The organism is Methanobrevibacter curvatus (genome assembly GCF_001639295.1).
In the GTDB taxonomy this organism is placed as follows: domain Archaea; phylum Methanobacteriota; class Methanobacteria; order Methanobacteriales; family Methanobacteriaceae; genus Methanoflexus; species Methanoflexus curvatus.
In genome coordinates this window covers 1-15,043 of sequence record NZ_LWMV01000199.1, presented here as the reverse complement: position 1 = coordinate 15,043, position 15,043 = coordinate 1, and the positions used below count along the sequence as shown (strand labels likewise).

Sequence of the window (15,043 nt, the reverse complement as noted above, 5' to 3'; positions counted from 1 at the left end):
AAATTGGATTTATAAAGTTATAATAACTTTTATTATAAAAATAAACATAAATATTTAATAAAATTCTATTTAATTAATATTAATATCTATTTACTAAAAATAATTACTTTTAAAATATTTAATTTTTATTATTCTTTAAAATATTTTAATTCAAATTTAATTAATTAATATTAATTATTTGCTAATTATAGTTATTTTTAAACATTTTTTTATAAAATATGTATTAATAATTTATTATCTTTTAACATATTTTAATTAAATATATGTTTTTACAAAAAATAATCATTGCATAGTTTCTTAATAATTTGCTAAAATTCATATGTTTTTACATATCCCTTGTTTCTCGTCTATAATTAAAATTCTGTTGAAAAAACTTGTCAAAAGATATAGTTTTCTATTTTTTCTTTAAATTTTTGCTCATTTGTTCAACTAAAATTAATTCCTGGACAAACTTTAAAATTAAGTTTTAAATTCTTCAATTCTTGATTTAATCTCTTTTTCTTTAAAAGCAATTCCTATTAAAATAATTTTTTTATCTTGGTAAGGTTTGTAGTATTCTTTTTCTAATATCTGATTAATAGCTTCATCTAAGATATTGTCTATAGACTTTGTTTTACTAAATTTAAGCTCTAAAATAACTGCAATATTTTCCTTTAATAATACTGCATCAACTCTACCTTTTAATTGAATAATTTCTCCTTGGATTTCAAATCCAATTATTTTCATCCAAGATAAAAATAAGACATGGTAAAAAGCTTCCATATCATTAAGCTTACTGTGCAGTGAATAAGGAATATTACTAAATAGTGTTTCTAAAGATTTTGTAAAGCCATTTTCATCTATTTCAATTAATTGTCTAAAAAGGTCATTTGCAATAGGGTAGACAGATTCAGCGGTTTTATTAATATAAGAACCTAAAATATAACTAAATAATGATTTTCTAACTTCTTTGTTAGGAATATCTAAAGAATAAATTGGTAATTCTCCAGGAACAATTTTTGAGTCTTTAATTGTAAGATAGCCTGATTGTAAAAGAACAGTTTTCAAATCAAGATTTTTAATATCAAAATTAGGAAAAGTTCCATACAATTTTAGGTTTTCATCAAACAAAACATCAATATTAGTGTTTTTTTTAATTAAATCCATAAGAAAGCTTGGTGTTCCAGTTTCAAACCAGTAGTTATTAAATACTCCATTATTATTCAAAAATGACAAAATTGAGAATGGAGTATACAAAAACTTTTTCCCATCCCATGAATAGCCATTGTACCACTGTTTTATCAATTCAAGTAAATAATTAACAGATATCTCATTATTTTCACTAATTTCAACTAGGTAATCATAAAAGTAAGCTTCAATTTCATCTTGAGTATAGCCACAAATATTTGAAAAGTTTGGATCAATAGTTAAATCAATTAAATTATTCAAATCAGAAAAAATAGATACTTTAGAAAATTTACTTACACCAGTTATAAATACAAATTCAAGTTTACTATCAGCACTCTTTAAAGCACCATAAAAGTCTTTAAGTGAATTACGAATACCAATGGCTAATTTTTCATCATTTATATTACTAAGAATAGGTTTATCATATTCATCAACAAGAACAACAACATTTTTACCCGTACTACCATGAATATTATTTATTAATTCCTTTAATTTATTGTTAGAAAGTTCTGCTTTAAGATCCATAGAAAATTCATTCAGAGCAATAGAGTCTATGATGAAATTTAAAGATTTCTCAAAATTTTCAATTGTATCTGACTTTATTTCATTTAAATCAACATGTATTACAGGATATGTTTTATTCCACTCCCAATTATTATAAATATATAAATCCTTAAATAATTCTTTGTTTCCTTCAAAAAGTTCTTTAAATGTACTTAAAAGTAATGATTTTCCAAATCTTCTTGGACGAGAAAGAAAATAATATGTTCCTCTTAGAGAGATAATTTTTTCTATTATATTTGTTTTATCTACATATATTTTGTTTCTATTTATTAGTTTTTTAAAATCTGACACATCAACAGGTAAATTACTTCTTATATTCATTTTATACACTCTATTATAAATATATCATTATTTAGCAAAGCTATTTACAATATCTAAATAGAATTTAGTGAAATAGATAAATTAATTATATCTATTTATTTAACAATATAAAAATATTGTTATTTAAAAGACTGCTCTAAAGCTAATTTTTTTCTTAAAAATTAAATAAACCACTGCTTAAGTTTAAGATTGTTTTTTTTTAAAAAAAATCTATATATTACAAAAAACATATAATAAATAATTAATATAAAATTAAAATTATTAATATAAAATTAATAAATTATTTATGGATGTTATATAATTCACATGTTTATATACTCTTATTGGAACTTTTTTGAAAAATTTATTTTTTTCTAAAATTTTTCTAGTCTTTTTAATTTTTCTTTTTTCTAATTTTATTTAATTACAATAGTTTTTAAAAAATTTATCTTAATTGTTAATCTGGGATTATAATGAGTACAAATATTAAAGAATTGTCTAATAAATTAATTAATCGAATAAATGAAATAGCGGTTCCTATAAAAATTATGCATGTTTGTGGATCCCATGAACATACTATAATGGAAAATGGAATAAGAACATTGCTTCCTAAAGAAGTTGAAGTAATAGCGGGTCCTGGTTGTCCAGTATGTTGTGTTCCTTCTCGTGAAATTGATGAATCATTGAAATTAATTGATGAAGGGGTAACAATAGCCACATTTGGGGATATGTTAAGGGTTCCAGGATCTAATAGCTCTTTAAATGATGCTAAAGCTGAAGGAGCTGATGTTAGAGTTGTTTATGGGATACCAAATGCTGTTGAACTTGCTGAAAAAATGGATAATGAAGTTGTCTTTATTTCTGCGGGTTTTGAAACAACTGCTCCAACAACAGCTTCTGAAATAATTTCAAATCCTCCAGAAAACTTTTCTGTTTTAACATCCCATAGACTTATCCCTCCTGCACTTGAATTTTTAATTCAGTCTGGTCAAACTAACTTAGATGCATTAATTGAGCCTGGTCATGTAGGTACTATTATTGGAACAAAAGCTTTTGATAAGTTTTCAACAGAGTATAATATTCCGCAGATTATGGCAGGATTTAATCCTTTAGACATTTTAATGTCTGTTTATATGCTACTTCGTCAAGTTAAAAATAATGAAGCTAAAATAGAAAATGAATACAAAAGAGCAGTTAGAGATGAAGGTAATGTTAAAGCTCAAAAAGCTATTGATGAGGTTTTTGAAGTTAAAAGTAGGGAATGGAGAGGGTTTCCTAAAATTCCTAATTCTGTACTTGAAATTAAAGATGAGTATTCTAAATACAATGCAAGAGAGAAATTTAATATTAAGGTTAAAGATGTTAAAGATGCTCCAAAGGGATGTATCTGTGGACCAATTTTGCGTGGTGTTGCTAGACCTGAAGATTGTAAACTTTTTAGAAAAGAATGTAATCCTACTCACCCAATTGGTGCATGTATGGTTAGTAAAGAGGGGACATGTAATATTGCTCATAGATATTCCACAATTTAACTTTCATTAATGCTTAATTGATGCTTAATTAATGTTTACTGTTTAAATAATGATTATTTAGTAGTGTTAATAAGTAATTTTTAGTGATTTTTAGTTTTAGCTTCTATTTTTATTCTTAATACCTATGTTTTCTATAGTAATATTTATTTATTAATTTTTTTACTTATTAATTTTTTTTAATATAATTTTACATTATTTTTTTAATTGAAGTATTAGGTGATTTTTATGTTAATGGATGTTGTAGAAGATTTAAAAAGAGAAATTTTAAAATATTCTAATGAATATGAGATTTATATTTCAAATACTAATGAAATTCAATTAGATAGTGAAAATGAAACCATAAACTTTGCAAAAAATGATGATAACTATGGTATTGGAATTAGAATATTAAATGGGAATAAAATAGGCTTTGCTTATACATCAGACATTGAAAGTTATTCTAAAATTCCTGATAAAGCCTTTTTGAACTCTAAATTAAATGAAGATGATGAAAATTTTTCATTTACATTTCCTAGTAAATATCCAAAGGTTAAAGGGCTTTATGATAAAAAGTTTAATGATTTAGAATTTCAAGAAATTTATGACTTATTAGAAGAGTCTATTTCAACAGTAAAAGATGAAAATTGTCAAACAAGCTCTGCAGGTTTTCATTGTGGTTTATTTAAATCTTTAGTTGTTAATTCTAATGGTGTTGAGGTTTCAAATCAGTCAACATCTTTTTCTTCACATATTGCAGTTGTTGCAGAAGATGGTGGAGAGAAATCTAGCTTTTATGATTCTCTTAGTTCAACTAAATTTGATTTGAATGTAGTTGATTTATCTAAAAATGTTTGTAAAATTGCTATAGATTCAATTGGTGGAGAAAAAATAGACACTGGGGATAAAACTGTTGTTTTAGATTATCATGCAGCTACTGGACTTTTAAACACTTTTATATCTGGGTTTAATGGAGGAGCTGTTTTAAGAGGACGTTCTATTTTAAAAGATAAAGTTTCTGAGAAAATTTCTTCTTCTGATTTGTCTATTTATGATGATGGAACAATTAATGGAGGGTTAATGTCTTCTACTTCTGATAGTGAAGGAACAGCTTCTCAAAAAACTCCTTTAGTTGAAAATGGAATTTTAAAAGGTTTTATATATGATGTTTATAATTCTAATAAATATAACAACTTAGATGATATTGATGAAGATAAAAAACAATTAAGTACTGGCAATGGATTTAGATCATACTCATCTGTGCCTGCTCCTTCCTCCTCGAATATTTTATTTGATTTTAAACAATCTGTAGATATGGAGGAGATTAGAAATGGAATAATTGCTAGTGATGTTTTAGGGGCACATACCGCCAACCCTATATCTGGTGATTTCTCTGTTGAGATTAACAATCCGTTTTTAATTGAAAATGGAGAAATTACAAAACCTATTAAAAAAGCAATGATTTCAGGTAATATTTTTAAAGTAATTGAAACAGTAAAAGCTTTAAAATCAGAGGTGATTCAGAAAGGTTCCTTTATTATTCCTAAAATCTTATGTGAAAATTTAAGAGTAGTAGGAGATTAAGTAAATACTATTGTGTAATAAAGCAATGGTTTAATAAAATAATGGTTTAATAACATAGTGGTTTAATAAAGTAATATTACTTAATAAAAAATAAGCTAAGAACTATTAGTCTAAAATAATATTGAATGAAAAATTTCATTTTTATCCATAATTTAAATAATAAAGTTAATGAAATAGTTATAAATCTATTCAAAGGGGACATATAATGGCTACTCAAAGTGAAGCAAAGTTAGAGGAGAACTTAATAAAAAAATTAGTTGAAAATGGATATGAAAATGCTAAAATTTCTGATGAAAAAGACTTAATAGCTAACTTTAAAACACAATTAGAAAAATTTAATAAAATTGAGTTAGAAGAGGAAGAGTTTAGCAAAATCTTACTTCACCTTGAAGGAGGAAATGTATTTGATAAATCTAAGCGATTTAGAGACAAATTTCGTATTGAACGTGAGAATGAAACTCTTTTTATTGACTTTTTTAATAGTAAAGATTGGTGTAAAAATATTTTTCAAGTTACTCGCCAAATTACAATTAAAGGAAAATATGAAAATAGATATGATGTAACCATTTTAATAAATGGTTTACCGCTTGTTCAGATTGAACTTAAAAAAAGAGGAATTGAGCTTAAAAAAGCTTTTAACCAGATTAAAAGATATAGGTCACATTCTTTTAATGGACTTTTTGATTATGTTCAAATTTTTGTAATTAGTAATGGTGTAAATACCAAATATTATGCTAACAATAAGGATTTAAGTTTTGATTATACTTTTTTCTGGAAAAATCAGGATAACAACAATATTTCTAATTTAGATGAATTCACAGATATTTTTTTAGAAAAATGCCATATTTCTAAGATGGTTGCAAGATATGTTGTGCTTAATGAGTCAGATAAGTCTTTAATGGTTCTTAGGGCTTATCAATATTATGCTGTTGAAGCTATTTTAGATAAAGCCTTAGAATCTAAGCAAAATGGGTATGTATGGCATACTACAGGAAGTGGTAAGACCTTGACTTCCTTTAAGGTAGCACAAATTTTATGTAGTGAGCCTAAAATTGATAAGGTAATATTTGTTGTTGATAGAAGAGATTTAGATTATCAAACAACTAAAGAATTTAATAGCTTTTCTGATGGTTCAGTAGATGGAACAGAAAACACTAAATCTTTAATTAGGCAGCTAAAAGGGCATAACAAACTCATAATAACAACTATTCAAAAGTTAGATATGGCAGTTAAAAGACATGAAAAAGGTTTAGATAATGTTAAAGATAAAAAATTGATTTTAATGTTTGATGAATGTCATAGAAGCCAATTTGGGGATATGCATAAGAATATAACCGAATATTTTACAAATATTCAATATTTTGGATTTACTGGAACTCCTATTTTTTCTGTCAATGCTAATAAGAAAAGAACAACAAAAGACATCTTTGGTGATAGATTACACTCTTATTTAATTAAAGATGCAATATCTGATAACAATGTTTTAGGATTTATGGTAGAATATATTGGTAAGTATAAAAATAGATCTAAATATGATATTGAAGTAGAAGCTATTGATACTAAAGAATTAATGGAATCAGAAGATAGATTAACTAAAATTGCCGATTATATTGTTAAAAATCATAATGCAAAAACATATAATCGGGAGTTTACTTCAATCTTTGCTGTTTCATCAATTGAAGTATTAAACAAGTATTATGAAATATTTAAAAATATGGATCATGATTTAAAAATAGCTACAATCTACTCTTATGGGGATAATGAAGATTTTGACAAATTACATCCAAGAGATTCTTTAGAAGATCATATTAAAGATTATAATCACATGTTTGGAACCAATTATTCTACAGATACATTTCAGGAGTACTATGTAGATGTTTCTAAAAGGTCAAAAGACAAGAAAATCGATATTTTACTTGTTGTAAATATGTTTTTAACTGGCTTTGATAATAAAGCTTTAAATACCTTGTATGTTGATAAAAATCTTAAGTATCATGGATTACTTCAAGCTTTTTCAAGAACTAATCGACTTTTAAATGAGAGAAAGAAACAAGGAAATATTATTTCCTTTAGAAACCTTAAAAATGAAACTGATGAAGCAATTGCATTGTATTCTGATGAAAATGCATCAGAAATAGTTTTAATGAAACCATATTTAAGTTATGTGGATGATTTTAATGGTGTTTTGAAACAATTGTTTGATCTTGTTTTCGATCCTCAAAATGTTGATTATTTGCCTTCAGAAAAAGAAAAAAAGATTTTTGTTGAGATATTTAGGGAATTACTTAGAATAATGAATAGACTTACAGTTTTTACAGAATTTAATTTTAAAGATTTGAACATATCGGAGCAAGAGTTTGCAGATTTCAAATCTAAATATTTGGATATTTATATTGGTAATCAAGATCCAGATAAGGTTTCAGTTTTAGATGATATTGATTTTGAAATTGAACTTATAAGAAGAGATAATATCAATGTTTCATATATTTTAACTCTACTGAAAAGTTTAAATGTAGATGCACCTTCATTTGAAAAGGATAAAGAATTTATTATTCAAACAATGGAAAACTCTCCAGAACTTAAAAGCAAAGTTGGCCTTATTGAAGAATTTATTGAGAAAAATATTACAGGTAAACAGAATTCAGAAGACATTGAAGATGATTTTGATGTATATTTAGAAAAAGAAAAAAATAAAGTTATAAACCACTTAGTTGAGGAAGAAAATTTGAAAAAAGACATTATAAATGAAATTATCAATGATTATGAATTTGCAGGAAAAATAAAGAATGATAATCTTCAAATGTCATTTAAAGAAGAATTAGGATTAATTAATAGACAAACAAAAATAAATTCACTTAAAAACAAAATAATAGAATTAGTAGAAAAGTTTTCATGGTAAAATATTTTTTAATTTTTCTGACACTTAATTTTTTCACCCTAAGATTTGCACATTATCAAATTTTCTCAAAAATTAGGAAAATTTATTAAATATGAAACCAATAAATAAATATTAATTTAAATTTAAAGGAGACATATAATGAAAAAATTACCTATTGGAGTTGCAACATTTTCAGAATTAATAGAAAATAACTATACCTATATTGATAAAACAAAATACATTCATAAAATGGTTAATGAAGGTAAAATATATTTTTTATCAAGACCTAGACGATTTGGTAAATCTTTACTAGTTAATACATTAGAAGAGTTGTTTAAAGGAAATAAGAAATTATTTAAAGAATTGTATATTTATGATAAATATGATTGGACTCAAACTTATCCTGTGATTTATTTAGATTTTGCAACTATAGGTCATAAAAATCCTGAAACATTGGAGAGGTCTTTAAATGATTTCATTAACATGACTAAAATGAAGCACTCTATAGAACTTGTAAGTGAAGATTTAACAAGTAAATTTAGCGAATTAATCATGAGAATATATGAAAAATATGACAAAAAAGTTGTTATTTTAATCGACGAATATGATAAAGCTATAACTAGTCATTTAGATGATATTGAAATAGCTAAAAGTAATCGTGATGTTTTAAGGAGTTTTTATCAAGTTTTAAAACCAAATGATAAATATATTCATTTTATTTTTGTAACAGGTATCAGTAAATTCACTAAAACTTCAATATTTTCAGATTTTAATAGTTTAGATGATATTACAATTAATCCAAAATATACCAATATCTGTGGTTACACCCAAAAAGATCTTGAGGATAATTTCAAAGAACACATTGATAAAATCAGCAAAAACAATAATGTTGGTCCAGAGATTATACTGGATTTAATTAAAAAATGGTATGATGGTTATTCTTGGGATGGTGAGAACTTCTTATATAATCCTTTTTCAATTCTTGAATTTTTTAACAATGGTAAATTTAATAATTATTGGTTTGATACAGGAACACCAAAATTACTTATAGATCTTATTGATAAAAAAGGAGTGGACACTGAAGTCTTAGTAAATAAAAGTGCTAGATTTTCAGGATCATTTCCCAGTTTTAAACTTGAAAATTTAGACTTTGCAACAGCCCTTTTGCAAACAGGTTACTTAACAATAAAAGAAGAAGAAAAGGGGGTTTTAGGGGAATCATCAGAATATAAATTAGCTATTCCTAATAAAGAAGTTCATGATTCATTGTTTAGTTATATATTAGGAACTTACACTAACTATGACGAGAGCCAGATACAACCAATGACAAATAATATGATTAAACACATCTTAAATTTAGATGAAGAAAATTTACAAAAATCTTTTGAGATTCTGCTTCATAAAATCCCAAACCTACTATATGGTAAAATTAAAAAAGAATTTGAAGCACATTATCAAATTTTAGCTATTTCTTGGTTGCAATTATTAGGTTTTGACATTGAAGGGGAAGTTATGACCATCAAAGGAAGAATGGATGGTGTACTTAAACAAAAAAACAATGTTCTAATTATTGAATTTAAATTTAGTGAAACAGAATCTATGGATAAAATGTTAGATGATGGATTAAGCCAAATCATAAGGAATGAATATTACAAACCATATCAAAACAAAAATGTTATTTTACTATCAGTAGCTTTCCAACCACGAAATGTTAAATGTAAGCTATTAGGTTTAAAAAAAGCTTCAAGCCTATATAAAAAATGAGAATAATTAAAATATTAGATGAGAAAAATGTCACAATATCAGAATAATTTAGAAAGTAAGCTATGGGCAATTGCCGATGAACTTAGAGGAAATATGGATGCAAGTGAATTTAAAAATTATATTTTAGGATTTATTTTTTATAAATATCTATCAGAAAAAATCGATTCCTACTTAAATAAACAATTAAAAAATGATAATTTAATATTTAATGAAGCTTATGATAAAGAAGAATTTAGGGAAGCACTAACTACTGTTGCATTAGATAATTTGGGATACTTTTTAGAACCAAAATGTCTTTTTCAAAATGTAGTTGTTAAAGCTAAAAACAATGAATTTATTTTAGAAGATCTTGAAAGGGCTCTAAAAAGAATAAGTGGTTCAGCAACAGGCCATGAAAGTGAAAATGATTTTGAAAACCTATTTGAAGATGTAGACTTAGGATCTTCAAAACTTGGAAAAACAGAAAGTGAAAAAAATAAACTAATCAGCAAAATCTTAAAACACTTATCTGATATTGATTTTAAATTAGAAGACCAAGAAAAAGACATTTTAGGGGATGCATACGAATATTTAATATCACAATTTGCATCAAGTGCAGGTAAAAAAGCAGGAGAATTTTACACCCCACAACAAGTTTCAAAAATACTTGCAAAAATTGTAAGTCTTGATAAAACCAAGTTGAAAAATGCATATGATCCAACCTGTGGCTCTGGCTCTCTTCTTTTAAGGGTTGCAAAAGAAACACAAGTTTCAGATTTCTATGGTCAGGAATTAAACCAAACAACCTACAACTTAGCAAGAATGAACATGATTTTACATGATGTTCCATTTACAGACTTTGATATAAGACAAGGTGACTCATTAGAACATCCTCAACACAAAAATATGAAATTTGAAGCAATCGTTGCCAATCCACCGTTCTCAAGCAAATGGTCAGCAGATTCACATTTTTTAGATGATGAAAGATTTAGTGCCTATGGGAAGTTAGCACCAAAATCCAAAGCAGACTTTGCATTTGTTCAACACATGATTTATCATTTAGATGAAAACGGAACAATGGGAATAGTCCTACCTCACGGAGTACTTTTTAGAGGAGCAGCAGAAGGAATAATTAGAAAATACTTAGTTGAAGAGAAAAATTACTTAGATACAGTAATAGGCTTACCAGCAAACATATTCTATGGAACAAGCATCCCAACAGTAATACTAATATTTAAAAAATGCAGAACAGATGATGCAGATGTACTATTTATAGATGCAAGTAAAAATTTTGAAAAGGTAAAAAATCAAAACAAACTAAGAGAAGAAGATATCGACAAAATAATGAATACTTACAAAGAAAGACAAGAAATAGAAAAATATTCCCACAAAACAAGCCTAAAAGAAATAAAAGAAAACGATTACAACCTTAACATACCAAGATATGTAGATACATTCGAAGAAGAAGAACCAATAGACTTAAATGAAGTTATAGCTAATCTAGAAAAAAATAAAAAAGAAATGGAAGAAGTAGACAAAAAAATAGAAGAATACTGCAAAGAATTAGGAATAAAATCTCCAATACTTTAGGTGTAAAAAAAATGTCAAAAAACAACACACCAAAATTGCGATTTTCAGAATTTAGTGATGAATGGGAAGAGAAAAAATTGGAAGATATTGCTAATTTTTCTAAAGGTAAAGGAATATCCAAAAATAATATTTCTAAGGAAGGAATTGAATGTATTAGATATGGGGAATTGTATACTACTTACAATGAGAAAATATCCAGAATTGTTTCTAAAACTAATCTTGCTAAAGAAGATTTAATACTAAGTGAAAAATATGATATTATCATTCCAACTTCTGGAGAAACAGCTATAGATTTAGCTACTGCCTCATGTGTAATGAAAAAAGGAGTAGCTATTGGGGGAGATACAAATATTATTAAAACAAAAGAAAATTCACTGTTTTTATCATATTATCTAAATAATAAACAAAAGGAAATAGCTTCTTTAGCACAAGGGGTTTCTGTTGTTCATTTATACTCATCAGCCCTTAAAAAATTAAAACTAAATTTACCTAAAATAAAAGAGCAAGAAAAAATATCAAACTTTTTAACTAAGATAGATAGAAAAATAACCATTTTAGAAGATAAATTAAGCTATTTTAAGGATTTTAAGAAGTTTTGTTTGCAACAACTTTTCACACAGAAATTAAGATTTAAAAATGCTAATGGTGAAAATTATCCTGACTGGGAAGAAAAAAAATTAAATGATATTATAACTCTGCAAGGAGGATTTGCATTTAAAAGTTCTTTGTTTACTAAAGAAAAAATAAAGAATAAAGTAATAAAAATCGGAGATATTAATAATTATGTGAATTTAGAAAAAATTGATACATATAGTGCTGAAACACCTGATGAAATTTATAAAGTTTTTGTAGGTGATTTTATGATTGCTTTATCTGGAGCTACATTTGGTAAAAATGGAATTGTTAAGGAGGGAGGTTTTGCTTATATTAATCAGAGAATTGCTCTGTTTAATTGTAAAAACTGCAATAAAAAATTTATTTATCAATTGATTAATACCTCTTTATTTAGATATTATTTAGATACAATTCCTACTTCAAGTGCACAACCAAATATTTCTAACAAAGATATTTTAAATTATAAAACTTCCATTCCTTCATTAGAAGAACAAGAGAAAATAGCTAATTTTTTAACCAATATAGATAAAAAAATAGAAAAGATAGAAGAAGAATTAAATAAAAATCAAGAATTTAAAAAAGGATTACTGCAACAAATGTTTGTATAAATATTATTTTATTTTATAAATTTCATCTCTTGATCCAATATTTAATATTTTTATTTCTTCTCCACTAATTTCATAAATGATTCTATAATTGCGAATTCTTTCACTGAAATGGTTTTTATGTTTATTAGATAATGGTTTTCCATTAAATGGGTTTTCTTTTATTTTAGCGAGTTTTTTATATATTTCTATGTAAAATCCTTTGTTCTTTTTTTTTAATTTTTCAAGGAAAATATTGACTTCACAAGACAGTGCAATACAGTATTCAGCTTTCTTTGAGGACTTTTTCAACATCTACAATTACCTTTTTGCCTTTATCCATTTCGTTGCTGATTTTATCTAGGTGTTTAAAGAAAATATCACATTCTTCTTCTGTGTATTTATTTTTAAATCTTAAAATGACATCATTTTTTTCATTAACATCCCATTCGATAATCATGTTTCCTTTTAAATTCAATCTATTTCGTATTTCCTTAGGAATTGTAGTTTGATTTTTACCAAACATATTTGTAACTGCAATCATAAAAATATTCTCCATTAAAATTATAGTAAGTATAGTAATTATAGTATACTGTTATTTTTTTAAATATATAAATATTTTTATTTCTGAAAAAATCTGATTTTTATTTTTTCTTAAGTAAATTTAATAGTCAAATGTTTGTTTAATATTATGAATTTCGACGAAATTTATAAGTGAAAATAGCTATAAAAAAATTAATGTATTCTCGCTATTCCAGCTATATTATCAAAGTGTTTATCAAAAGAAGCTATTTTTTCTATTCCTAAATTTTCCATTACACTTATTATAACAAAATCAAAATAAGGTAACCTCCTTTCCCAATCAATTGTTTTTCTTAATGCATTATCGTAAAAATAATGGTCTTCTATAAGAGTATAATCCTCAATTAGTTTATTATATGTTTTTTCTATTTTATTTTTGTCAATTTTCAATTTAGTGTTCATTAGATTAACTGTTTCAGCTATAATTACTCGAGAAATTATTTTTTCTTTATTTTTTATTTTCTCCATTATTTTATTAGCTCTTTTATGTTCTTCTTCCTCATCTATATAAAAAGAAACTAAGAAATTAGTATCAAGAAAAATCATTTATTCTCCTCTTCTCATTTCTCTAACTAGTTCCACTGCATTGAAAGGTTTAACTCCTTTGATAAAACCTGCACTTTCCATAAGTCTTTTTGGGTCAGGGTTATAAGTATCTTTATTAGCTATTAAGTGTTCTGGGATTTTAGGTTCTGTTTCTTTTAGTCCTTTTTTTATTACCTCTTCCAAAACCTTAGTTTCTGGCTTATTTTCCCTTTTAGCTATTCTACTAATACTTTTTAATATATTAGGATTGTCTACTACAATACTCATTATTATCACCATTCTTAATTAATACCAATTATGTATGTAGAAATATTTATACTTATAGGGTGTTAGTGAAATAACATATGAATCACTAAAGTAACATGTTTGTTTCACCCGAATAAGGTCATTTGTAATTTATTTTCTAAAAATACAAAATTATATGAATATAATAAAAAATAAAATGTTATACATCGATAAAATTAAAATTATGCCCATTAAAATGACAAGAACTGTTAAAGGAAAAGACAAAATAAAAGAACTTGAAAAAAAATATAAGAAAAAAGAAAACCTAAAAATGATATCAATGAGTTTTATTGGAACAAGCTTAGATAAAATTGATTTAGGAGACTGGAAATGCTTCCAATTTCACCCAAAAGAAAAATTAAAAGAAAAATTAACAGTTTTTATAGAAGACCTTTCATTTAATGTATCTGATTTTGAAATGCTTCATACAATTAAACACAGTAAAGTTTCTTCACTTAATGAATTAGCACTTAAATTAAATAAGGAAATAAGCACAGTTACAAACAAATAAAAAAAACTTGAAAAATCAGAGTTAATCACTTTAAAAAAAGGAGAAAAAAATTGTAAAATCCCTGTAGTTAACTATAATTCTATTAAAATTACAATTTAATCTAATTTTGTTAAAAAAATAGTTGTTTGATAGTATAGTGCTATATATAAACTGTAATAGATTATATATGTGTTTGTGATAAGTCTTTATTTTTCTGGATGCCTCATGTGTCTGCACTTTTAAATGAGCATATAGGGAAATAATGCAACCAATATATTATTTTTAAACATCAACTAGTGATGATTAATTTATTTGAGTGATTTTTTTAAAAAAAAGTTGTGTGATTATTTTTTAGGAATAATAGATTTATTGTAAAAGTATGTTTCATGTTTATCTTTAAAAATATCAATGAACTCTAAATTTCCTCTTTCAAAATATTGAAAGCAACTTCCAGCTATTAAGTCAGCAAATTGTATTGATGAGATTTTCTATTAACCTGCTTTTTTTAATTAATTTTTTTATTTTTTTTTTAAAAATTGTATTTTTATGGAGATTTTTTTTAAATTATGGGATTTTTGCCTTTTTTTACTGTTTTTCTTGCTTATTT

General features: G+C 25.2%; 12 protein-coding genes. 7 read left to right on the top strand and 5 right to left on the bottom strand.

Translation table 11 applies throughout. The annotated features are described in order from the left end of the window. Window positions 1–459 precede the first annotated feature (459 nt). Window positions 460–2,052: an ATP-binding protein gene (locus MBCUR_RS08035; RefSeq protein ID WP_067092383.1), complete on the bottom strand. Its 1,593-nt coding sequence runs from the start codon at window positions 2,050–2,052 to the stop codon at window positions 460–462. Between the two features lie 452 nt (window positions 2,053–2,504). On the opposite strand from MBCUR_RS08035, the gene hypD reads away from it, so the two are divergent. From hypD to MBCUR_RS08005, 6 genes are all read left to right on the top strand, one after another. Then, window positions 2,505–3,563 carry a hydrogenase formation protein HypD gene (gene hypD / locus MBCUR_RS08030; protein ID WP_394329084.1) on the top strand — a complete coding sequence of 353 codons (1,059 nt, stop codon included), beginning with the start codon at window positions 2,505–2,507 and terminating at the stop codon, window positions 3,561–3,563. Window positions 3,564–3,788: 225 nt separating this feature from the next. Further along, window positions 3,789–5,123 (top strand): TldD/PmbA family protein, encoded by a 1,335-nt coding sequence (locus MBCUR_RS08025; protein ID WP_067092381.1) that lies wholly within the window; start codon window positions 3,789–3,791, stop codon window positions 5,121–5,123. Window positions 5,124–5,328: 205 nt separating this feature from the next. After that, the gene (locus tag MBCUR_RS08020; RefSeq protein ID WP_067092379.1) at window positions 5,329–8,022 is read left to right on the top strand and encodes a type I restriction endonuclease subunit R; all 2,694 of its coding nucleotides are present in this window, start codon (window positions 5,329–5,331) and stop codon (window positions 8,020–8,022) included. Between the two features lie 138 nt (window positions 8,023–8,160). Beyond that, window positions 8,161–9,765: an ATP-binding protein gene (locus MBCUR_RS08015; protein WP_067092377.1), complete on the top strand. Its 1,605-nt coding sequence runs from the start codon at window positions 8,161–8,163 to the stop codon at window positions 9,763–9,765. A 27-nt stretch (window positions 9,766–9,792) separates the two neighbouring features. Further along, a complete protein-coding gene (locus MBCUR_RS08010) occupies window positions 9,793–11,334 on the top strand; it encodes a type I restriction-modification system subunit M (RefSeq protein ID WP_067092375.1) in 1,542 nt (513 codons plus the stop codon). Between the two features lie 11 nt (window positions 11,335–11,345). After that, a complete protein-coding gene (locus MBCUR_RS08005; protein WP_067092373.1) occupies window positions 11,346–12,557 on the top strand; it encodes a restriction endonuclease subunit S in 1,212 nt (403 codons plus the stop codon). Between the two features lie 3 nt (window positions 12,558–12,560). Here MBCUR_RS08005 and MBCUR_RS08000 read toward each other — a convergent pair whose 3' ends face one another. The 4 genes from MBCUR_RS08000 to MBCUR_RS07985 all read right to left on the bottom strand — a co-directional run bounded on the left by MBCUR_RS08000 (window position 12,561) and on the right by MBCUR_RS07985 (window position 13,928). Continuing rightward, a complete protein-coding gene (locus MBCUR_RS08000) occupies window positions 12,561–12,848 on the bottom strand; it encodes a type II toxin-antitoxin system RelE family toxin (RefSeq protein WP_067092371.1) in 288 nt (95 codons plus the stop codon). Further along, complete coding sequence (locus MBCUR_RS07995; protein ID WP_067092369.1) at window positions 12,820–13,077, bottom strand: AbrB/MazE/SpoVT family DNA-binding domain-containing protein; 258 nt, start codon at window positions 13,075–13,077, stop codon at window positions 12,820–12,822. Before MBCUR_RS07995 ends, MBCUR_RS08000 begins: the two co-directional genes overlap by 29 nt. Before the next feature lie 191 nt (window positions 13,078–13,268). Further along, window positions 13,269–13,661, bottom strand: a complete 393-nt coding sequence (locus tag MBCUR_RS07990) for a type II toxin-antitoxin system VapC family toxin (protein ID WP_067092367.1) — start codon at window positions 13,659–13,661, stop codon at window positions 13,269–13,271. After that, entirely contained in the window at window positions 13,662–13,928 is a 267-nt protein-coding gene (locus MBCUR_RS07985) for a hypothetical protein (protein ID WP_067092365.1), read from the bottom strand. Window positions 13,929–14,130: 202 nt separating this feature from the next. Between MBCUR_RS07985 and MBCUR_RS07980 the strand changes: the two genes are divergently transcribed. Then, entirely contained in the window at window positions 14,131–14,457 is a 327-nt protein-coding gene (locus MBCUR_RS07980; RefSeq protein ID WP_157077715.1) for a hypothetical protein, read from the top strand. Window positions 14,458–15,043: the final 586 nt, after the last annotated feature.

Bases quoted from the DNA above. Each gene is read 5' to 3' on its own strand.
- MBCUR_RS08035 (WP_067092383.1), bottom strand. From the start codon at position 2,052: ATGAATATAAGAAGTAATTTACCTGTTGATGTGTCAGATTTTAAAAAA.
- MBCUR_RS08000 (WP_067092371.1), bottom strand. From the start codon at position 12,848: ATGTTGAAAAAGTCCTCAAAGAAAGCTGAATACTGTATTGCACTGTCT.
- MBCUR_RS08010 (WP_067092375.1), top strand. From the start codon at position 9,793: ATGTCACAATATCAGAATAATTTAGAAAGTAAGCTATGGGCAATTGCC.
- MBCUR_RS07980 (WP_157077715.1), top strand. From the start codon at position 14,131: ATGCCCATTAAAATGACAAGAACTGTTAAAGGAAAAGACAAAATAAAA.
- MBCUR_RS07990 (WP_067092367.1), bottom strand. From the start codon at position 13,661: ATGATTTTTCTTGATACTAATTTCTTAGTTTCTTTTTATATAGATGAG.
- MBCUR_RS07995 (WP_067092369.1), bottom strand. From the start codon at position 13,077: ATGATTGCAGTTACAAATATGTTTGGTAAAAATCAAACTACAATTCCT.
- MBCUR_RS08025 (WP_067092381.1), top strand. From the start codon at position 3,789: ATGTTAATGGATGTTGTAGAAGATTTAAAAAGAGAAATTTTAAAATAT.
- hypD (WP_394329084.1), top strand. From the start codon at position 2,505: ATGAGTACAAATATTAAAGAATTGTCTAATAAATTAATTAATCGAATA.
- MBCUR_RS08015 (WP_067092377.1), top strand. From the start codon at position 8,161: ATGAAAAAATTACCTATTGGAGTTGCAACATTTTCAGAATTAATAGAA.
- MBCUR_RS08005 (WP_067092373.1), top strand. From the start codon at position 11,346: ATGTCAAAAAACAACACACCAAAATTGCGATTTTCAGAATTTAGTGAT.
- MBCUR_RS08020 (WP_067092379.1), top strand. From the start codon at position 5,329: ATGGCTACTCAAAGTGAAGCAAAGTTAGAGGAGAACTTAATAAAAAAA.
- MBCUR_RS07985 (WP_067092365.1), bottom strand. From the start codon at position 13,928: ATGAGTATTGTAGTAGACAATCCTAATATATTAAAAAGTATTAGTAGA.